Genomic DNA, 21,000 nt, shown 5'->3' on the forward strand with positions numbered 1-21,000 from the left:
GAATCAATCCCGACACTGAAGTGAGTGAGCAGTAGGCTGGCGCCGATGTCAGCACCGGTATCGCGAGGCGATACCTACTCTTTTTGTGGTCCATTGGTTTGTCCGTGGAGGTCCATATGTCGCTGTACCCTTCGTACCCGCAGTCGGGGCTTCGTGTGTTCCGGCTGTCTGCAGAATTGATCATTGCGGTGGCCTTGTTGCTGTTGATGTTCGATGCGCCCCGTCTGGAGGCGCAGACGGCGGCCAGTGCCAATGTCACGGCGTCGGTGTCGCAGCCGTTGTCGGTCAGTGCCACCAATGGCCTGGGGTTTGGCGCGCTCTTTCCGGGCAACGCCAAGACGGTGGCGGTGACGGATGCCGCTGCGGCGGCGTTTGCCATCTCGGGTGCCGCCAGTGGCAACGTCAGCATGACGTTCAGCATTCCGAACACCATTACGAGCGGTGGCAATTCGCTCAGTGTCGACACGTGGACGGCACGTCGCAACACGTCGAACAGCGCGAGTGCGGGCACGGATTTCACGCCCAGCGCGTCGGCGACCCAGGCTGTGCTCAGTGGCTCGGGTAACCTGTATGTGTTTGTCGGTGCCACCGCACATCCCGGTGCCTCGCAGGCCGCCGGTGCCTACACCGGTACACTGACACTCACCGTTGTGTACTTCTGACAATGATCAGGGCATTGAATGATCGCGGTCACACCAATGTGTGGCACGCACAGGAGTGGATCCATGAAACAATGCGATGGGTGCGGATTGCAGCGGGTGTGGTCGCCTTGGCGGCCACACCGCTGTCCGCGCAGTCAGTACTGATCGCTCCCACGGCGATCATCATCGATGCCAATCGGCCGTCCACCGCGATCACGCTGGTGAATACCGGGACGGCGCCGGCGGAAGTCTCACTGACGTTCACGTTCGGACTGCCGGCGACAGACAGCGCCGGCAATATGCATATCAAGCTGGATGACGCACCTGCCGACAGTTTGCCGTCGGCGGTGGATTTTGTGCATGCGTACCCGGCGCGTCTGGTGCTGCCGGCTGGTGGACGCCAGGTCGTGCGTCTGGTGGCCGCTCCACAGCGCAAACTCGAAGCCCGTGAATACTGGGCACGCCTGATCGTCACGAGTCGTCAGGGGCGTCCCTTGTCGTTGGCGGCCGCGGATGCACCGTCCGAGGCGCAGGTGGCGCTCGACCTCGAAGTGCGCTCGGTCCTGGCGGTCTTCTATCGCCCTGCAGGCGTATCCACGGCGCTCGATATGGCGAAGCCGGAAGCGCGCCTGGCCAACGGCCAGATCGAGACCCGCGTGCGTCTGTCACGTGGCGGCAATGCCGCGTTTGTCGGATCGGTGTCCGCCGTGCTGCGCGACAGTGTGGGACGCGTGTATGGCAAGAAGGACATGCCGCTTGGGGTGTACTACGATCTCGAGCCACTCATCTCGTTGGGGCTCGCGTTGGTACCCAAGGGCACGTATGAGCTGGAGCTTTCCGCACGCGCGGAACGCCCGGATGTGCCAGACAACATGTTGCTGCCGGCGAAAGTGGTGAAGCAACGCACCATCGTTGTGGTGCCCTGATGCTCGGGTTGCGGCGCTGGCGCTGTGGAGTTCCTCGCGGGCTGACCCTGATCACCAGCGTGCTGCTGCTGCTCGGGGCCACGCGCGTTGCGTCTGCGCAGACGACCGTGACTGCCCTGACGGGGCTGAGTTTCGGCACGATCATCAGTGGCACCACCACGACCATCGCCTCGAGCTCTCCTTCGGCGATGTCGTTCCGCATTCGTGCGAACGTGGGGCTCAGCCTGGGCATGTCGTTCACATTGCCCACGACACTCACCCGCGTCGGCGGGGGTGGCACGATGCCGGTGTCGTTTTGCAGCACCTGCGCGTTGTATCGGGTCAACAGTGCCAATCCTGCCGGAGCTCTGCCGTTCAATCCGAATGTGGGGCTATTGGGTTTGCTGCTCTTGGTGTCGTCCGATGTGTATGTCTGGGTAGGCGCATCGACGTCGCCGCCACTCAATCAGCCCGCGGGCAACTATACGGGGACGGTGGTGCTCACCATCGCCGCGATCCTCTGAGACCGACGTGCGGACCGTGCATAGGACGGGCATCACGCGGCAGGTGACGTTGGTGCTCGGTGGCATGAGCCTCGCGCTGGCCATGGCATCCCATTCGGTGGGCGCACAGTCTGTCGATGCGCTGCTCGGCGCGCCGGCTGTGGTGTCTGCCGATGCGATCGCACGTGGGCGGTACTTCGAGATCGCCCTCGAGCTCAACATCGACAACGTCTATCGCGCGACGGTCCTGGCCCATCAGCAACTCGATGGCATCATTCTGCTGGACGCGCGCGACATTCTCGCGCATGCCGGATGGCGTCGCACGCCACCGGGCGCGGCCGTGCGCGTGAAGCCACATGCCGGGGAGTCTCACACGACACTCTGCCGGTCCGTCGCCAATCGGCGAGAGCCGAGTTGTTTCGTGCCGGCGGCGACCCTCGCTGCGGCGCTCGATGTCATCCTGGAAGTGGATCTCGCGTCGGCCGTGGTGGTGATTCGCGAGGCCGCGCACCTGCCCGTGGTGCGTCGTGCCCGGTTGCTGCGTGAGAGCCGCATCGCTGCCGCGCCCGATCGATCGGCCGCCGAAACGGCGCGCCGGCAGGCCGAGGCAGAACGACGGCGCATCGCCGACAGTGTGTTCGTGTTGTCCACGTTGCCGATCACCGTGGACGCCACACCGCCCATGCTGTTGCCACGCGCTGTGGGCGGCACACTCGGTGTGGTGCAACTCGACTACCTGTTGTCGGCCCAGCACGGTATTTCACGCAGCCGGTCCGTGTCCGGCGACGCGTTGCCGGGCGCATGGCAATTCGGGGCGCTGATGCGCGCCTCGACACATCTGGCCGGTGGTGATCTTGGCACCGATCTGCGGCGAGATTTCACGGGCACGAAACTGGACAACACCACGTGGACATTCCGTCCACGTCCCGGCAGCACCCGCCCGATTGTGCATGTGGGCGTCGTGGACGATGCGAGTCCACAACCGGTGCGCCTGGATGGGGTGATGTTTGGACGGCCCATCCGTGAGAACTATCGGCCACGCATGGTCTCCATCGCGACGGCGGCGCGACCGGAATGGAACTATGTCGGCCTCGTGAACGATCAGTTGATCAACATGCAGCGCCTCGCCGATACCAGCATGGCGATGACCATTCCCGTGACAGGTGATGCGGTTCGCTACGATGTCATCGGCTGGGGCGCCGATGGTCTCGAGCGGCGGTATTCCCGTATGGTGCATTCGCCGGCCGCTCAATTGCCTCGTGGTGATGTGCGCTATCTCGCATCGGTGGGTCGATGCACAGCCGCGATCACGTTGTTTGTCGCCGACAGTGCGCCGTGTCGCTGGCGCGCGGCCACGGACTGGCGGGTGGGGCTGCATCCACGCTTCACAGGTCGGGCCGGCGCCACGTGGACCGACGGACAATGGCAACCTTATGTGGGCGCGAATGCCTTGGTGGGTTCGGCGATTGTTCTCGAGGCACTCTTCGGCGCACCGCGTCCTGGCGAGACCTTGTCACAATGGCAGGCCACCTGGAATCCGACTCCCTGGCATCTCCTCACCGTGAGTGGCAGCCGGTCGCTCGGACGTTCACTGCATTCGGCGCAGTGGCAGGTCGGCGTGCCCGCAATCAAGCGCCTGTCGTTGATGGGCATGTGGAATCGCGCGGCGGGACTGTCCGATCAGATGGATCTTGGGCATATCGGGCTGGTGGGGCAGGTCGGTGCGTTCCGTACCGAGGTCTTCGGCCGCCTGAACCGGATGCGGCTCGGCACCTCGGTGCGCATGCCGCCAATCTCGATGGCCTGGGACGCGGAGACGCAGTCACCCTCGACGACGACCGCGTCGATGTTGCTCCGCGCCTCGTCCATCAGCGCGCCAACGGGTTCGCTGGTGACGATGGGTTCGTCGAATGTGAATACCATGACGGTACAATCGACGGGCATCGATGTGAGCGCTGCTCCACGATGGATGTCGATGCGTGGAGCGCCGTGGTGGATTCGGGGTTCGTTGGCGCTGGATGAACGGCAGAGCGGCACGACCAGCCAGGGCCGCACCATGCGGCTCGATCTGCGGCTCAATGGTTCGTTGCCACGCGCCGAAATCGAGATCGGACGGACGTTTTCCCAGGCGCAGCGGACGGGTCGATGGATGTTGATGATCTCGCCGCGACTACCGCAGACACGTCTGACGACATCGGCTTCGCACAATACGGCCGTGGGCAATATCGACGGCCGGCCCTGGATCGAACGGGTCTCGACGGTGACGCAGATGGCGACGGGATCGGTTCTGCTCAATGCTCGTGAACAGAGTGTGCGAGCCACCGCCGACCGTGCGGTGCGCGGTGGCGGGTTGCGCATACGCGTCTATCTCGATCTCGACAACAACGGACGCTACGACTCGTCGGAGCCCGTGTTGCGGCAGGTGGGTGTGGTGGCGGGCAATCGCCGCGCCAGCACGGATGTCGAAGGCCGGGCGGAGATCATCGGCTTGCCGGCGAGTGAGCCGGTGATTGTGAGTGTCGACTCCACCTCGTTGCCGTTGCCGTGCTGGCGACCGATCTCGCAGCAGTGGGTGGTACAGGTGCCATCGGCCGGCATCGGTGAGATCGATCTCGGACTGCGGTATGGAGCCATCCTCGATGGGCGGCTCATTGCCGACGCGTCCACCGCACCGGGCGCCGCGTCGCCTCCGGTGTTGCCGTCTCGTTTGATCCTCACGCATCTCGAACGGAACGAGCGCTTCGAAGTGGATGTGATGAATGACGGAGGGTTCTACCTGCTTGGCTTGCCCGCGGGGCCCTACCGTGTACTGCGCCGGGATGCGCCGAGTGGTGGCCTCGCCTCGTCAGGTCGTCCGTCCGGGGGGGACACCTTGGTGATTCCCGCCCCACCGGCGGGGCTCGCGGCGCCATCGACGTGTCACGTCGTCACGACACAACTGCCTCTTGCGTCGGTTACTCTCGCGCCGGCCCGTTCCGCGCCATAGAGTATCGATAGGGAAGGTATTGGGGTTGTCAGCCCCGTGTCGTCCAGTGCGTGAGGTGCAGAATGAAGCGGTTGCTTGCCCTGATGGGTGTGGAAGAATTGGTGGAGTTGCGATTGCGTCACCTCCACCGGGTTGCATTGCTCTCGCTGGGGATCGTGGCAACGATCACCATCTTTGGCGGTCTGGCACTCGAACGGGCCACTGGCTGGGTGCATCACACCCGCGAAGTGATGCGCCTCGTGCGTTCACTGCAGGCGGAGCTGTTTGCGCACGAGACCATTGCGCTCCGGGGTTCGGAGAGGATCGTGGAGCGTACGGCCGTGGAGCGTCCCTCGGCGGAACTCGCCACTGCGGAACTCGCCACTGCGGAACTCGCGGCTACGGAACTGGCTGCTGCGGCTTTGCCGCTGAGCACCGAGCTCCTGACCGTGATGGATTCCCTGTTGGTGCTGACCAAGGACAATCCTGCGCAATTCCGTCGCGCCGCGTTGCTGACGGCGTCGGTTCATCGGTGGAATGATGGTGTGCGGACTATTGCCCGCGAAGGCAGTGCGGTCGCGGCTTTGGAGGCCAAGCTGCTTCTGCAGCAGGCCCTGCAGGAATTTCAGAGCGAAGAACATCGCCTCTACGAAGCGCGGACGACCGTCGAGCGCCGCTGGCGATTGGCTCTGTTGGCAACGATTCTCGTTTCCCTGGTGGTGATCTGGTATGCACTCAATCGTTTCGTGCGCACCATGGTGCGCGAAACCCGCGATGCACGGGAAGCCAAGGCGTTGCGCGACCGGACGGCAGAGCGGCTCACGGTCTTGATGGACATTTCACCGAATCCCTTCGCCATTGTGGGATTGGACGATGCGTTGGTGCTGGTGAACACGGCGTGGCACCGGCTCGAATCGGCGAACCCTGCGAGTGATGGCCTCTTCGGTCGACTGGATCCGTCGTTCATCACCCCGTTGCGGCAGATCGTCGATCAGGCACGTGCGACTCACCAGACCCAGCGCATCGAGCTGACCGATCCTGCGGTGATCGAGGACGTCTCCGGTGTGCGCACGCCGCGCGTGTGGACGGCCACCGGCTACCGGGTGGACCAGGGGGCCGATCTGGAAGGCGCCGTCTGTGTCACCCTGGTGGATGTCACATCGATTCGAGCCATCGAGCAGCAGATGCGGCAGGCGCAACGCCTCGAATCCATCGGACGCCTGGCGGGTGGTGTGGCGCACGATTTCAACAACATCCTCACGGCCGTCATTGGTTTCACGGATATGGCGGCCGCAGAAGCTGGCGAGAGCGGGCGTCTGCAGGCGGATCTCCACCAAGTGCGAAGAGCTGCGGATCGTGCGTCCGTGCTCACTCGACAACTGCTGTCGTTCAGTCGTCAGCAGGTGTTGCATCCCAGGGTGCATAGCCTGGGTGACATTGTGCGCGACCTCGAGCTGATGATCCGGCGATTGATCGGCTCACACATCACCGTTGCCGTGCGCATTGCACCGGACACCGGTCATGTGTTGGTCGACCTCGGGCGGATTGAGCAGGTGATCCTCAATCTGACCATCAATGCCCGTGATGCGATGGGTGCGGGTGGTTCGCTCACGGTGGAAGTGGGCAACGCGACCCCCGAAGACCTCGCGGCGGCGCATGAACGCGGAGATATCCCCGCCGAGGCGATGAATGGTTCTTACACGCTCTTGCGGGTGCGCGACACCGGGACGGGCATGACGCCGGAGGTGCAGCGGCGCATCTTCGAGCCGTTCTTCACGACCAAACCGGTTGGGCAAGGTACCGGCCTTGGATTGGCTACCGTGCTCAATGTGGTGCGTGAATCGAGTGGATTCATCGGCCTGGAGAGCGCTCCCGACTGGGGTACGACGTTCGAGCTCTTCTTGCCACGAACGACGGAGGCGCTGTCCGTCGCCGTCCCCACGATGGCGGTGCATCAACTGCAGCGGCAGAGTGGTACGGTGTTGGTGGTCGAAGATGATCGCGACGTGCGTCAGCTAACGGAGTACGTGCTGAGCGAAGCTGGCTACACGGTGCATGTCGCCAGAAATGGCGTTGATGCACTGGAGGTGTTGCGGCGGAAGGGTCCGGAGATCGACCTGCTTGTCACCGATCTCGTCATGCCCGGACTCGGCGGGGTGGATCTCGCCCGGCATGATCTGGTGGCGGCACGGAAGCTGCCCGTTCTGTTTCTCACCGGGTACGCCACGGACGCCACGGTGAACATGACGGTGCTGCCATCCGAGGCCCATGTCCTCGCCAAGCCATTTACTCCCGCCCAATTGGTGGAAGACGTCCTGTCCGCGTTGTAGGGGCGCCCGCGATGGCCTCAGTGCGAGGTGATCTGTACACCGACGTTGCGCACGCTCACGATGGTGGACTGCGCGGATACCGACGACACCTTTTGCCGGATACGTGAAAGGGCCACGTCGAGCACACTGGTACCCGGATCGAAGTCATACCCCCACACGTCGGCCAGCAGGGTGGCACGAGCCACCACTTCACCCGGGCGGCCCATGAGTGTGGCGAGCAATTGGAACTCCTTCGCTGTCAACTGCACTTCGCCGTTGGTGCCAGCCAGTTTGCGGGACTGTCGGTCGAGCCGCAGGTCACCAACCGTCAGCCGATCCGGCATGGTATGACGTCGCAACACGGCCGCGATCCGGGCGCGCAGCACGGATGCGGACACGGGTTTGTGCATGAAGTCGTCCGCACCTGCCATCAGCCCATTCACGACCGCATCGTCGTCGCTGTAGCCGGAGAGCATGAGAATGGCGGCGTCGGGTACGGTCTTCCGCAATGACTGTACCGCCTCGGTGCCCAATCCATCCGGCAACTCAAAATCGACGATGGCCACCTGGATCGGCGTGCGATGGATCATCAGCAGTGCTTCGCGCACGGATGCTGCCACGTGCACATGCCAGCCGTCTTCCCGGAGCAATCGCGCGATCCACGCGACCACTGCGGGATCGTCGTCAACCACCAGCGCCTCCATTAGCTCCATCGACAGGCCTCGGCGAATGGACATACGATTGGATTGCGAGAGCGCGGCATTGAAAACCTGACTCCCCCTTCCAAGCAACGGGCTGGTCTTTGCTCTCGCAAGTATCGCCGTTCCATGTATCCAGTAGACTGACGAGATCGCCATATTTCCCGTTATGATCGAGACGATCGCCATCAGCGGGTACCGCTCTCTGCGCGATGTGCGCCTCGCGCTGAGTCCACTCACCGTGGTGACCGGCGCCAACGGCACCGGCAAGTCGAGTGTCTATCGCGCGCTGCGATTGATGACACAGATCGCGCACGGACGCCTGATCAGTTCCCTCGCTGCCGAAGGCGGTCTGACGTCCACGCTCTGGGCAGGCCCCGAATCGATCGGGGCGGCCGTGAAGCGTGGAGACTTTCCGGTCCAAGGCACGCGGCGAACGCACCCCGTGTCGCTCAAGCTGGGGTTCGCTGGGGAGGACTATGGGTACGCCATCGATATTGGCCTGCCAAAGCCGAGCTTGTCATTGTTCGCTCGGGATCCGGAGATCAAGGCCGAGGCGATGTGGTTCGGTCTCCGGCCCGGTCGGCACAATGTGATTGCCGAACGGACGGGCCCCAGCGTGCGGGTGCGGAATCGCGAAAATGAGTGGGGGCAGGCGCTCACCTCGCTGGCGTCGTGGGACAGCATGATGACACATGCCGGCGACCCGCGCGAAAGCTCGGAACTCATCGTGTTGCGCGATGCCATGCGCGACTGGCGTTTCTACGATCATTTCGATTGTGGCGCGGAGGCGCCGGCGCGGCGGGCGCAGATCGGTACCCGCACACCGGTACTCGCGTCGGATGGCCGTGACCTCGCCGCCGCCATCGAAACGATCCGGGAGCTCGGAGATCAGGAGGCGCTCAACGCGGCCGTCGATGATGCGTTCCCAGGGGCTTCTCTCGAAGTATCCACACGGTCCGGCTATTTCGAGTTGACCATGCATCAGCATGGGTTGCTTCGCCCACTGGGCATGGCCGAGCTCTCCGATGGCACGTTGCGCTTTCTGCTGTTGGCGGCGGCGCTGTTGTCACCGCGTCCTCCTGCGCTGATGGTGCTGAACGAACCGGAGACCAGCCTGCACGGGGACCTCCTGCCTGCCCTCGCCCGATTGATCGCCCGGGCGGCCACGCGCAGCCAGTTGATCGTCGTCTCGCATGCCCCCTCGCTGATTCAGGCGCTCGAGGAGCAGGGTGATTGCCGGCGGATCACCCTGGCCAAGTCTTTTGGTGAGACCGGGGTTGAGGGCGATGACGAGGGGGAGCCGGCCTGGAGTTGGCCCAGTCGCTGACCCGTCTTTGGGTCGGGGTGGAACTCCGACACTCATGTGGGGTTGCTGGCGGACGCACGTGTGACCTGCCAGCTTCGCGGGATCACCGTACTCGCCGCCCACGGGTCCCGACCCCCTATTGTGCTCCGATGCCTTCCATTCCGTACGAGCAGCTCTTCGAGAACAGCGCCCGTTGGGCCGCGTCGCTCACCGCGAAAGATCCCACGTATTTCGAACGGCTCGCCTCAGAACAACGCCCGGACTACCTGTACATCGGGTGTTCCGACAGCCGTGTGCCGGCCAATGAGATCATGGGGGTGGAGCCCGGTGACGTCTTCGTGCACCGCAACATTGCCAACGTGGTGGTGCACACCGATCTGAACGTCGGATCGGTGATCGAGTACGCGGTGTCGCACCTCAACGTGAAACACATCATCGTCTGCGGTCACTACAACTGCGGCGGCGTGAAAGCCGCCATGCAGCCACGCGATCTGGGTCTGCTCAATCCCTGGTTGCGCAACATCCGCGACGTGTATCGCATGCACGAGACGGAACTCGAGGCGATCACCGACGAGAACCAGCGCTACGAGCGGTTGATCGAATTCAACGTGATCGAGCAGTGTATGAACGTCATCAAGACTGCCGCCGTGCAGCGGGCCTATCTGCACCATGGCGGTCCCATTGTGCACGGTTGGGTGTTCGACCTGCACAAGGGCAAGTTGATCGACCTCAATATCGATTTCGAGGCCAGCCTCAAGAGCGTACAGCGTCTCTACAATCTCGAAGGCGAAGTTGGTTCCCGTTGATCACGAATTGATCTGTTCTGCCCGCGTGTACGTGATCGCTCAGGACGCCTGTGCGATCACGCGCATGGAACCGCTGACACGCGGCAGACGATCTCCCTGCAGTCGTTGCACCAGTGGCGTGTAACCATGGGCGCGTGCCTGTACCAGCAAGCGGGCACGCGCCGCCGCCACATCGGCGGTGTTCACACGGAAGACATGCGCACACTCGGCTGCCAGCCAAAGTGCGGCATACGGATCCTGCATCTCCACGCGTGACAGGGTGGCCAACAGGCGAGCCCGCGTGCTCGAAACCGACACGCGACGCGCCTCGAGCCGCAGTTGCAGCGCCTCCACCAGTTCACGGCCCTGGAACCACGCAAAGCGGGTGCTGAGCATCGCCTCCACGCGTTCGGCGAGTTGCTCGGCGGCCGGCACCGAGTTGAGGTCGAGTTCTGCCAGTCCTGCGCCGGCGAGTGCACCGATTTCCACGTCCTGGTGACCGATGTTGGCGGCCAGCAGTGCACAGGTGTCGTACAGCTCGAGTGCCGCCGCTGCGTCGTTTTCGAGACGGGACAGGTGGGCCAGATTGTACAGGGCCGCCAGTCGATATCGATCGTGCTTGATCGATTCGAAGTCTCGCAGGGCATCGCTGAATCGTTGACGCGCCGGCTCTCCTCGGCCCGTTTTCATGAGCAACACTCCGAGGTTGAGTGCTGCCACACCTCCCAGGTCCGTGGCGCGCAATTCACGGGCGAGCTCACAGGCCGTCAGGAACGATACTTCGGCTGCCGGGTGATTGCCCGCGCGATCACAGGCGGTGCCGATGTTGATATGGCAACGCAACTGTCCATGACGATCACCCACGGACAACGACAGATCGAGAGAGCGCCGGTAGTGTGGGATGGCCGACTCCGGACTCTCCGCGAGCAACACGGAGCCCAGACGCAGCAGCGCGCCGGCCAGCACAGCCGGTTGTTCCAGACGCTCGGCTGCCGCCACGGCCTCTCGCGCCATGCGATCCGCTTCGACGATCGTGCCTGATTGCTGCAGCACCGAAGACATCATGATGCGCAGGGCCACCTCTTCAGCGTGATTCCCGACGGCCAGTGCCGTGGCATGCAATGCCGTGCAGGCCTCCAGCACCGCGCGATAGTCCACGCCGCGCTGCAGCCGCAGGCGTTCCCGCATACGGCCGATGGTCAGCGTGCGACCCGCTGCCGCGGTCGCATCGGCGTACTCACTCAAGGCCCGGTCGCAGTGCACTTCCGCCTGCGCCAACTGCGCGGCGGCTTCGGCGACGGTGGCCAGGCGAAATTCCACATCGGCCTTGTCGGCCGCGGTGTGTGCGTGACGCTGGGCCACACGACACCACTCGATGGCCATTTCGTACGCGAACACCCGATGTGCCTGCTCACTGGCTTCGATGGCCGCGCTGAACGCCTGGGATGACATGCCGGCGCGGTCGTAGTGCCGGGCCAGCGTGCCGGAGTCTGCGGCCTCTCGTGTCGCCACCGCCTGGGCCACACGCGCGTGTAGCTGCTGGCGTCGCAATGGATTCACTTCCGCCAGCAGCAACTCGGTCAGCAAGCCATGGGCAAACGCGAGCGTGTGCTGCAGGTGTTCGGTGGTGATCAGCACGGAGCTCGACAGGCCCTCGTCGAGCGCTTCATGCACCGTGGACTCTGCGGCATCACATGCCGCCACCAGCACACTGGGGTCGAATTCACGACCCAGGATCGCAGCCAACGCGAGAATTTCGCGGTGCGGGCGCGACAGGGACTCCACGCGCTGGGCGAGCAGGTCGCCGATCGCGGCCGGCAGCGCCGACGAGCTGTCATCGCGGTAGGTCCAGCCATCGCTGGTCCATTGCAACTGCCCGTCGTCGGTCATGGCGCGCAGCAACTGCACGGCGAAGAGGGCATTGCCTTCGCTGCGTGTGAAGATGGCGGTCAGCAAGGCCGGCGGCGGTGTTTGCCCACCGAGGGCGTCCCGCAGCCAATGCGTGAGATCCGCTTCCGACAGGCGACGCAGGCGCAGCGTGGTACAGCGCTCCGAGCGGGTCAGTCGTCGTACGCGACGCTCCGCCTCCGGCAACGCACTTTCGGGGCGCAGCGTGAGGCCGAGCAGCAGGCGATGGTCATTGAGCCGCGTGACGAGGTACTCGAGTGCGTCCCAACTGCGAGGATCGGCCCACTGCAGGTCGTCGAACATGAGTACCAGCGGCCGCTGTGTCGCGGCCAATCGCAGGCACTCCTCGAGTTCTTCGTGCAGGGCGCGGGCAAACGCCCGTCCTTCCGTTGCTGGCGCAGGGGTGCCGAGTTCGGGAACCAGATGGGCGAGATACGGCCATTCCCGCTGCGGCAACAGGCCGCTGCGGTGCATGGCGAGCAGAATGTCGCACCATGGCCCATAGGGCGTGGCCATGTCCGTCTCGAGACAGTGCCCGATAAGGAACGCTCCACCCCGTACACCGAGATCCGGCCCGAGCTGCTTGAGCAGCGTCGACTTGCCGACGCCTGCTTCACCAGTCACCAGCACCACGGAGGGTTGTCCGCGTGATGCGTTGGCAAAGTGCTCGCGTAGCCGTGTGCGCTCGGACTCGCGTCCCACAACGGTTTGCAGCACGAGTTGTTGACGCCCACCCTGCAGACGAGAGGCCGGCACGACCTGATTGCGGCCGGCATGCTTCGCCTGGTACAGGGCATTGTCCGCAGCGCCGAACAGGGCGTCCAGCGTGGTTCCATGCTGGGGCGCACACGCCACGCCCAGCGACACTGATACGACAATGGGCACCGCCTGCTCGACGTTCGTGAGCGCGGGCGGCAAGGCGATCGACGTGGCAGCCACGGTCGCGCGAATACGCTCGGCTACCCGTGTGGCTTCCTCGAATCGCACGCCGGACAACAGCACCACAAACTCATCGCCCGCGTAACGGCCTACAAAGTCTGCGGGTCGGACGGTCGCACGGATGGCCTGGGCCACATGCTGCAGCACCAGATCTCCAGCACCCGTCCCGAACTGTTCGTTCACGACGCCGAGTTGGTCCACATCGAGGATGAGCAGTGCCACCGGTCGGCCGGTGGTGTGACGCGCTTCCAGCGTGCGCGACGCCGTCTGGCGAAACGCGCGCCGCAGCGCCACGCCCGTCAGTTCGTCGAGCGCGGGCGCCGAACTGTCCACCGTGGCGACTTGCTCCTCCTGGCGATTGTCCAGCGGAGATTCCACGGTGTGCGAACGGCGCGCCCATTCCCCCTCGATCTGTTCGAACCAGGCAAACACCATCGGATCGAAGAACGTGCCCACATCCTTTCGCAGGATGGCCATGGTTTCGTCGTGCGTCAGTGCGCGTTTGTAGCTGCGTACCGACGTCAGCGCATCGTACACATCGGCGATGGTGAGGATGCGTGCCACCAACGGGATATCGTTGCCCGCCAGACCATGGGGATACCCCAGGCCGTCCCATCGCTCATGATGCGATTCCACCATGGGACGCACATCCCACGGGAATTCGATCTCGTTCAGCATCTCGGCGCCGGCCGTGGTGTGGCTCTTCATGAGCGCCCACTCGGTGTCGTCCAGCTTGCCGGGTTTGTTGAGCACTTCTTCCGGAATGACCAGCTTGCCCACGTCATGCAGGAGTGCGCCGATACGGAACCAGAACAACGAGGTCTGGTCCATGCCACTGACTTCCGCGATCGCGCACGCCAGTTCTGCGACGCGCTGGCAATGCCCTTGGGTGTACCGATCCTTGGCTTCAATCGACTCACCCCAACGCCGCGCTACGTGCACAAACTCCTGTTCGAGCTGTTCCACACGTGAGCCGATATCGCGCAGCTCCGACTGTGCCCGGAGATGCGAGAACAAACGGTGGGCGCGATTGAGTTGCTGCAGTACATCGCGGTTACGTCCCGTACGGCGCGCCAGCGCGGCCCGGTCCCGGGCAATTTCGGCCAGCAGGAGCTTCTCGCCGCGGGCGGTGGCCACTTCTTCGGCCTGCAGGAGGTGTTGCTCAGCCTCGTCGTACTTGCCGGTGTTACTGGCGATGACGCCGAGCAGCTTGGTGGACTTCGCGATGGCGGAACCGTCGCCCAACTGCACGGCAGCGGCCTGCGCAGCCGTCACGGCGCCGTGTGCGCGGGCATACTCACCCTGCGCCACCCATAGTTCGGCCAGATTGATGTCCAACTGCAGACGGACGTTCACATCGTTGAGCGGCTCGCATACGCGCACGCCTTCCAGCAGCGCATCTTCGGCGTCTTCCCAACGCTTCTGCGCGATGTAGAGCAGCCCGAGATTGTTGAGGGCCACACACACGTCGGTCATGAGTCCGAGTGACCGATAGTCGTCGAGACTCACACGATACTGCCGTTCGGCGAGCGCAAAATCACCGCGGATATTGGCCAGCACGCCCAGATTCTGCGCCGTCATGGCGGCCAGCTTGGCATCACCGGCGTGCAAGGCACGCTGACGCGCCAGCAGATACAAGCGTTCCGCTTCGTCGAGGTCACCGGTCTGCCAGTGCACCACGGCCTGCACATTGAAGGCATGGCCGGCCGCGGCGTGGTCGTGCCAGGCTTCGGCCACGGTGAGCGCCGCGTCGAGGCATTCGAGCGCCGCCGCACCGTCGCCGTCGGCAATGTATGTGCGGGCGATCCAGCGCAATACATCACTGGTTTCCCGGGCGTCTTCCGGGCGGGTGAATTGCCGCAGCGCGGATTCATACGCATTGCGCGCGGCGAGCCGATGCCCGGCCTTTTCCTCTCGCTGCGCCAAGGCCACCAGTTCGTGGAAGGTGCCGAGCTGCAGGGGAGGATGCGACATACGGTCAGTCATGGATCACCAGCGAGGAATTCAATCGTTCGGCAAGCGTTGCGGTCAGCAGCATGGTGCCCAGCAGCGCTGCACATGGCACGACGAGTGGCCACCAGGCCCGGGCAATGTCCGGCAAGGCATCCTGGATCATGCGCCCCCAGCTCACGGTCGGTTCGGGCACACCAAGCCCCACGACCCCCAACGCCGCCTCGGCCGCCAGCAGTTCTCCAAGCAGGATGACGGCGAGGCCGAGCAACATGGGCAGCAGGTGTGGCAGCATGTGATGTGTGAACGTGCGGACAGGTGAGACGCCGAGGGCATGCGCCGCGTCGCTCCACGGACGCACGGAGAGTTGCTGCATTTCGGCGTGAATCACGCGACAGACCAGCGGCACCGCGAGACAACCCATGGCCACCGCGAGCGGCGCAGGTGTCAGTGCACCACCCGCAGCCGCACCGATAGCCAACAGCATCAACAAACGTGGGATTCCACGCATGGCGTCGACGATCGCCAGCATGCCGCTCGCCAGCCAGTGTCCGCCGTATTGCACGAGGGCTGCGCACACCACACCACCAGCCAGGGCCGTCGCTGTACCGAGCATGGCAATGGTCAACGACGTACGTCCACCATGCAGCACCCGGCTGAGCAGGTCACGTGAGGCGCTGTCGGTGCCCAGCCAGTGATCGACACCGGGCATGCGGAGCGTCTGATGCACCAGATCGAGCGGTGAAGCCGGGTCGTGTGGGGCAATCCATGGCGCACCAATGACCAGCAGTGAGAGGGCCGTCAACGACAGGATCAGCCAGGAGTGCCCCTCCGGCAGCCGCACCGTTTCGGTGCGCGTCAGCGTCTTCATGACGTGAGCACCGCGGTACGTGTATCAGAGCGTGCCGGCAAACCAGTACGAGGATCGGCCCATGCGAGCATGAGTTCCGTAGCCACACTGGCCAATGCCAGCAGCGTCGATGTGACGAGCAAAGCGCCAACCACCAACGGATAGTCTCGTGTGCCGATACCGAGTACGATCAGCCGCCCGAGTCCTGGCCAACTGAAGATTGTTTCGGCCACGATCGTACCGCTGACGAGTGCCGGAAACATCATGCCAATGGTCGTCACACTGGATGGCAATGCCACGCGCGCGCCATATCGCATCCACAGGGACAGAGGCGCGACCCCACGTGAGAGTGCCGCGCGTGTGGCAAGCGACTGACGGGCCGACTGCGTGGCAATCGCTTGTTGTCTGGCCACCACGGCCGACCACGCCAGTGCGAGCGAGCCAGCGGGCAGTATGAGGTGATGCAGGCGATCGAGCACACGCGACCCCGCATCACCGGTGTAGGCCACGATCGGATCCGACACACCACCCACGGGGAACCACCGTACTTTCACGGCAAAAACCAACAGCAGTCCCAGCGCCACCATGAACTCGGGCAATACCGTGAGCGCGGTGACCGCATGAAAGACGGCGCGAATTCCGCGATGATCGGCGAACCATCCCCGAGCGCTTCCCAACAGCAGCCCGAGGGCTGCGGCACCCAGCAGCGCAGGCACTGCCAGTTGCAGGCTCAGCGCCGCGGCGCGCGCGACGTCGGGGGCAATGGGACGTCCGTCAATGAGTGACGTGCCCAGATCGCCACGCACGACGCGTGACAGGTACACGGCGCCCTGCTCCATGAGGGAGGCATCGAGTGCATAGCGCGCCCGCAACGCGGCGCGCGCTTCCGGCGTGCGTCCACGCTGCTCGATGGACTGCGAGAGCGGATCACCGGGAAGCAGGCGCAACATGACAAAGCCCGCCGTCGTCGCTATCGCGACAACGAGCAGGCATCGTGCGAGCCGCCGCGCAATCCATCTCACCGCGCAGGCGCTCCCGCATCGACCGTCCAGTCGGGAATGCCGGCCCACCAGGCATCGGCGCGCAGGGGCGTGGGACGCACGCGTTCACGCATCAGGGCCATGTTGCGTGGCTCGTACAGCCAGATGGCGGGTACATCACGCACGAGTTCCGCGAAGGCGCGATGAAAGAGTGTTCGGCGTCGGGTCGGATCAAACGTCGTGGCGGCGGTATCGAAGGCCGCGTCCACCGTGGTATTGCGATACCGACCGAAATTTCCACCCACATCATTGCCGCGTGGGGAGCCCCACACATCCCGTACGGCCATCGGACTGGGATCGGCGTGCCACATGTTGAGCGCCGCGTCGAAGTCCCCACTGCCGACTCGTGCGAAGAACTGCGCTGGCTCGATGGCGGCGATACGCATGTCGACTCCGCGCGCGCGGAACTGCGCCTGCATGAGAGTGGCCATGCGCTGACGGGTGGCGCTCGATGCCGGGACAATCACCTCGAAACGCAGCGGTGTACCGCTACGGCTCCGGAGTCCGTTGGCACCACGGCTCCAACCCAGCGAGTCCAGCGTGCGATCGGCGGCGGTGGTGTCATAGGCGATCTGCGCCACGGCGGTGTCAGCCGCAGGCACCGCGCGGGTAAATGGTCCGAGTGCGACCAGACCGAGCTCGCCGAGTACGTTCTGCACCAAAGCCTGGCGGTCGAGACTGGCCGAGAGCGCAACCCGGAAGGCGTGGTCGGCAAACAGTTGCTGTGTCGCGGCGGAGCGTGCGCTGAAATTGAACGCGAGATACGCGTAGTCGAGCGTGTGATAGGGCACGAGGGCCAGCCCCTTGGTGGCAGCGGCTTGCGCGTAGGCATCGAGACGAATGGCCTCCAGCAGATCGGCTTCACCGGAGAGCACTCGCAGACTCGCAGCCGTGGCATCGGGCGTCACATTCCAGATCACGCGGGCGATGCCGGGCGCACCGCGATAGTTGTTCGTGTCCGCTTCGAAGACCAGCATCTGACTGCGGGTCCATGCGCCGAAGCGATAGCGCCCGGATCCGATCGGATGGCGCGCAAACTCCGATTGGGCCAGCGCACCACGAGGCACCGACGACAACAGGTGTGCCGGCATGATGGCGAGATTGTACGCCACCTGAAAGAACTGTTCCGGATGACGACGGCTCCACCAGACAACGGCGGTGGAGGCATCGCGTGCGGTCACGGAGTCGATGCCCGCGAATGCGCCGGCATGCGGAGAGGCTACACTGCTGTCGGTATACAGCGCATAGGAGAAGACGACATCGCTCGCCCCTACGGGCTGGCCGTCATGCCACCGTGCCGCGGAGTCGATGGTGAAGGCGATGGACAGCGAATCGGCCGCCCAGCTCCAGCGCGACGCCAGTTGAGGAGCAAAGCCGGCATCGCCCACCGTTTCGATGGCACCGGTCGGACGGGCCAGCATATCGAACAACAGATCGACCGCCTGCTTGCCCTGCAGCGACGCCACAATGGGCGGAATGAGCGCATCGGCGTCGGCCGGTGTGGCGATGGTGAGCACACCGGACGGACCCTTGGTGGCCGTCTCCGCATCTGAGCAGCCGGCCACCAGTATCACACCGCCGGCGATGCCTGTCATGAACGTTCGACGGATCACGGAGGCGGCACGAACCACGGCTGCCACACGATGTGCGGGGTGTTTCACTCGGAGCATGGTGGCGTGGGTATTGGTCAAGAGTGCGCGCAAAGCCGGAGCGGCGCATTCCGACCGCATTCCGCATGGATTCATCGTCATTCAAAATTTCGACACCAGACAGCAGCGACTTGAGGTGGTGACGAGTGCTCTTATGCATGTCGCAATCGGTCTGCCGTCATGCCGGAAAAGTGATAGCGATTAATTCTGACGAAGCGTGCCATTGCGGTGACGAACTCCTCAAGTCGAGGCCAGAGGGTGACGAATCTCACCGGCAGGTGGGCTACACCCGCCAACCTGACGCGAAGTCGCGTCACCACCCTCTCACTCCAAGGATGGACATGCTTATCGGAACCACCACCTCGCCCAAGGTCAGCCTCTTCCGTCGTGCGCGACGGACCGCGGCGGTACTCGGCCTCAGCTTGTCCGTTGGTGCGTGCTCGCAAGACGCGCCTTCGGCCCCGGTTGCCCCTGATGTCCAGGCGGCAAATGGGTTGCTCGGTTCCACGCTCGGACTCGTGAATGGACTGCTGTCCAATGTCACGGCACTTCTGCGCCTCACACCACTCAATGCACCGATCACGCGATCGGTGACGGTCAACAATGCGACCGGTGGTGTGCTGCTGGTCCCCGAAACGGGACTCGAAGTGATCATTCCGGCTGGTGCTTTGCCAACAAGCCAGATGACGATCACCGTCAAGGCGCTCCCCGGTCGCGCCGTGGCCTACGACTTCGAGCCGCATGGCACGCAGTTCGTGAAGCCGCTCCAGTTCCGTCAGTCGCTCGGGCTCACGCTGTACACGTTGTTGCCGATCAAGCCCACGCTCTCCGGTGGGTATTTTGCCAACACGAATCAGGTCAACACCACGACCGGCCAGGCCAACCTCACCGAGGTCATCAACGCCTCGATCGTGGGTGGCACGGTGCGGTTCAACATCAATCACTTCTCCGGCTACATGGTCTCAACGGGTCGCTCTTCGGAGCAGTTCGATGAGTTTTGATACGACGCCGGGGTACAATGTGATTGTCGGGTGAGGATCGCCCGTCGCTGACTCGTGGGGGCGGTGCGCACATCGTGGCGCACCGCCCCTTCGTGTCTATGGCATCAGGGAGTGCGTACCGCTTGTCCTTTGAGGAACACCTGGCGGATGCGTGTGGTGGCACTGATATCGATGAGTGGATTGGCGTCGAGCAACACCAGATCGGCCACACGCCCGGCCGCCACGGTACCATGGGTTTTGCCACGTCCCATGGCCCGCGCCGGCACGATGGTCGCGCTCGCGAGCGCCGCTGCCGGTGACAATCCCGCCTCCACCAGCCGCGCCAGTTCTTTGTGAATGTTGGGCAGTGCATCGGCATCATTGCCGATCATGCCATCGGTGCCGGCGAGAATGGGAATGCCGATCGTGTGTGCACGGCGCGTCACGGCGAGGCTCCAGGCGCGCATGACGGGGGCGGTGGTGGGCCGTCCGACAAAGACCTCCAGCGTGGGCTCCAGAAACGTCCCGCGTGTGCGCATGGCCTGCAGCAGCGACTCGATGGCTGGCGCGTCGGCTGGCACCTGTTCGTATGGACCATTGGCGCGATTGAATGCGTCTTCCGGCTTCGCCGTGGTCGCGCCCTGCCACGACAGATACGGCACATGTGTCAGGATATCGACGCCGCCTGCCACGAGTTGTGATGGCCTCGCGGGGAACACTGTTCCATGTGCCACTACCCGCATGCCCTGACGATGTGCTTCCGCGATGAGTCGCGCGGCCAACGTACTGTCGATCATCGCATAGAGCTTCAACACTTCGGCGCCCGATCCACGGGCGGCGCTGACGGCGCGCACGACATCGGTGGATGATGTCACCGCCTGCGCCCAGGGGGCGGTGCCAAAGGCAAAGCCCACACTGGCGCCACGAAATCGCGGGTCGACAAAAAAGTCCGGCCCGGCCATGACCGACGCGTAGGCGATCTCGGGCCCCGGCAGTTCACGCGCCAGCACGGCACGGGCATACTCACCGGCGGTCCGATTGTCGCCGGCCATGGCATTCACCATGGTCACGCCACCGCGGGCCGTCTGGGTGAGGGCGCGGGACATGCCCGGGGTGAGGTGCACGTGATGATCGACCAGCCCCGGGATCAGATAGCCGCCTCGCCCCTCCACACGCACATCCACCGTATCGGGCAGGCGCTCGCTCATCGCCCCTACCGAAAGCACGGAATCGCCACGGAGGACCACGCGTCGGTTCGGCGTGACCATCTGCTTCTCCACATCGACCACCTGCACATCGTCGATGACCGTGATCGGTGCTCGTCGTACGGCGCCGCGCTGCGTACTGTTGGGCGTGCCGCCACCTTGCGCCAACAAACCTGGCGCCGTCAGAGGAGCTCCCGAGAGCGAAGCGGTGAGCAGAAGCGTCGTGAGAGCAGTCGGGCGCATGGTGTGGTCGGTGCCTGTCGACGAATTAGGAGGGACAAACGTGTGCTGGACGATGCCGGGATGGGGCCTCGGGAAGCTAGGGCTGCCACGAAGGGCCAGCCAGCAATGCGCCCGCCCATCC

General features: G+C 64.2%; 14 protein-coding genes. 8 read left to right on the forward strand and 6 right to left on the reverse strand.

The genetic code is table 11. The annotated features are described in order from the left end of the window. Positions 1-116 precede the first annotated feature (116 nt). The 5 genes from GAU_RS05215 to GAU_RS20445 all read left to right on the forward strand — a co-directional run bounded on the left by GAU_RS05215 (position 117) and on the right by GAU_RS20445 (position 7,344). On the forward strand, positions 117-662 hold the full coding sequence (locus GAU_RS05215) for a DUF4402 domain-containing protein (RefSeq protein ID WP_012682511.1): 546 nt from the start codon (positions 117-119) through the stop codon (positions 660-662). Positions 663-664: 2 nt separating this feature from the next. Continuing rightward, a complete protein-coding gene (locus tag GAU_RS05220) occupies positions 665-1,567 on the forward strand; it encodes a fimbrial biogenesis chaperone (protein ID WP_012682512.1) in 903 nt (300 codons plus the stop codon). Then, entirely contained in the window at positions 1,567-2,070 is a 504-nt protein-coding gene (locus GAU_RS05225; protein WP_012682513.1) for a DUF4402 domain-containing protein, read from the forward strand. Before GAU_RS05220 ends, GAU_RS05225 begins: the two co-directional genes overlap by 1 nt. Before the next feature lie 7 nt (positions 2,071-2,077). Then, a complete protein-coding gene (locus GAU_RS05230; RefSeq protein ID WP_012682514.1) occupies positions 2,078-5,035 on the forward strand; it encodes a hypothetical protein in 2,958 nt (985 codons plus the stop codon). 62 nt (positions 5,036-5,097) lie between these two features. Continuing rightward, positions 5,098-7,344 carry a response regulator gene (locus GAU_RS20445; protein ID WP_052574249.1) on the forward strand — a complete coding sequence of 749 codons (2,247 nt, stop codon included), beginning with the start codon at positions 5,098-5,100 and terminating at the stop codon, positions 7,342-7,344. 17 nt (positions 7,345-7,361) lie between these two features. On the opposite strand, the gene GAU_RS05240 is transcribed toward GAU_RS20445, so the two are convergent. Beyond that, complete coding sequence (locus GAU_RS05240; RefSeq protein WP_169307594.1) at positions 7,362-8,060, reverse strand: response regulator transcription factor; 699 nt, start codon at positions 8,058-8,060, stop codon at positions 7,362-7,364. A gap of 130 nt (positions 8,061-8,190) precedes the next feature. On the opposite strand from GAU_RS05240, the gene GAU_RS05245 reads away from it, so the two are divergent. Both GAU_RS05245 and GAU_RS05250 read left to right on the forward strand, forming a co-directional pair. Next, entirely contained in the window at positions 8,191-9,351 is a 1,161-nt protein-coding gene (locus tag GAU_RS05245) for an AAA family ATPase (protein WP_012682517.1), read from the forward strand. 128 nt (positions 9,352-9,479) lie between these two features. Continuing rightward, positions 9,480-10,136: a carbonic anhydrase gene (locus GAU_RS05250; RefSeq protein WP_012682518.1), complete on the forward strand. Its 657-nt coding sequence runs from the start codon at positions 9,480-9,482 to the stop codon at positions 10,134-10,136. Between the two features lie 39 nt (positions 10,137-10,175). Here GAU_RS05250 and GAU_RS20450 read toward each other — a convergent pair whose 3' ends face one another. The 4 genes from GAU_RS20450 to GAU_RS05270 form a co-directional block, all read right to left on the reverse strand. Beyond that, positions 10,176-14,936 (reverse strand): diguanylate cyclase, encoded by a 4,761-nt coding sequence (locus GAU_RS20450; protein WP_052574250.1) that lies wholly within the window; start codon positions 14,934-14,936, stop codon positions 10,176-10,178. Positions 14,937-14,940: 4 nt separating this feature from the next. After that, on the reverse strand, positions 14,941-15,783 hold the full coding sequence (locus GAU_RS05260) for an ABC transporter permease (protein WP_012682520.1): 843 nt from the start codon (positions 15,781-15,783) through the stop codon (positions 14,941-14,943). After that, positions 15,780-16,712, reverse strand: a complete 933-nt coding sequence (locus GAU_RS05265) for an ABC transporter permease (protein ID WP_041265284.1) — start codon at positions 16,710-16,712, stop codon at positions 15,780-15,782. Before GAU_RS05265 ends, GAU_RS05260 begins: the two co-directional genes overlap by 4 nt. 68 nt (positions 16,713-16,780) lie before the next feature. Continuing rightward, complete coding sequence (locus tag GAU_RS05270) at positions 16,781-18,415, reverse strand: peptide ABC transporter substrate-binding protein (protein WP_012682522.1); 1,635 nt, start codon at positions 18,413-18,415, stop codon at positions 16,781-16,783. A gap of 371 nt (positions 18,416-18,786) precedes the next feature. On the opposite strand from GAU_RS05270, the gene GAU_RS05280 reads away from it, so the two are divergent. Further along, positions 18,787-19,452: a hypothetical protein gene (locus GAU_RS05280; RefSeq protein ID WP_041265287.1), complete on the forward strand. Its 666-nt coding sequence runs from the start codon at positions 18,787-18,789 to the stop codon at positions 19,450-19,452. Positions 19,453-19,556: 104 nt separating this feature from the next. Here the strand turns inward: GAU_RS05280 and GAU_RS05285 are convergent, their stop codons facing one another. Continuing rightward, positions 19,557-20,879, reverse strand: a complete 1,323-nt coding sequence (locus GAU_RS05285) for an amidohydrolase family protein (protein WP_052574251.1) — start codon at positions 20,877-20,879, stop codon at positions 19,557-19,559. Positions 20,880-21,000: the final 121 nt, after the last annotated feature.

The sequence above is a fragment of the Gemmatimonas aurantiaca T-27 genome (assembly GCF_000010305.1).
GTDB classification, from domain to species: Bacteria; Gemmatimonadota; Gemmatimonadetes; order Gemmatimonadales; family Gemmatimonadaceae; genus Gemmatimonas; species Gemmatimonas aurantiaca.

Excerpts from the sequence above, each read along its gene's own strand:
- GAU_RS05215 (WP_012682511.1), top strand. The coding sequence starts at position 117 with ATGTCGCTGTACCCTTCGTACCCGCAGTCGGGGCTTCGTGTGTTCCGG.
- GAU_RS05220 (WP_012682512.1), top strand. The coding sequence starts at position 665 with ATGATCAGGGCATTGAATGATCGCGGTCACACCAATGTGTGGCACGCA.
- GAU_RS05225 (WP_012682513.1), top strand. The coding sequence starts at position 1,567 with ATGCTCGGGTTGCGGCGCTGGCGCTGTGGAGTTCCTCGCGGGCTGACC.
- GAU_RS20445 (WP_052574249.1), top strand. The coding sequence starts at position 5,098 with ATGAAGCGGTTGCTTGCCCTGATGGGTGTGGAAGAATTGGTGGAGTTG.
- GAU_RS05240 (WP_169307594.1), bottom strand. The coding sequence starts at position 8,060 with ATGTCCATTCGCCGAGGCCTGTCGATGGAGCTAATGGAGGCGCTGGTG.
- GAU_RS05245 (WP_012682517.1), top strand. The coding sequence starts at position 8,191 with ATGATCGAGACGATCGCCATCAGCGGGTACCGCTCTCTGCGCGATGTG.
- GAU_RS05250 (WP_012682518.1), top strand. The coding sequence starts at position 9,480 with ATGCCTTCCATTCCGTACGAGCAGCTCTTCGAGAACAGCGCCCGTTGG.
- GAU_RS20450 (WP_052574250.1), bottom strand. The coding sequence starts at position 14,936 with ATGTCGCATCCTCCCCTGCAGCTCGGCACCTTCCACGAACTGGTGGCC.
- GAU_RS05260 (WP_012682520.1), bottom strand. The coding sequence starts at position 15,783 with ATGAAGACGCTGACGCGCACCGAAACGGTGCGGCTGCCGGAGGGGCAC.
- GAU_RS05265 (WP_041265284.1), bottom strand. The coding sequence starts at position 16,712 with ATGTTGCGCCTGCTTCCCGGTGATCCGCTCTCGCAGTCCATCGAGCAG.
- GAU_RS05280 (WP_041265287.1), top strand. The coding sequence starts at position 18,787 with ATGGACATGCTTATCGGAACCACCACCTCGCCCAAGGTCAGCCTCTTC.
- GAU_RS05285 (WP_052574251.1), bottom strand. The coding sequence starts at position 20,879 with ATGCGCCCGACTGCTCTCACGACGCTTCTGCTCACCGCTTCGCTCTCG.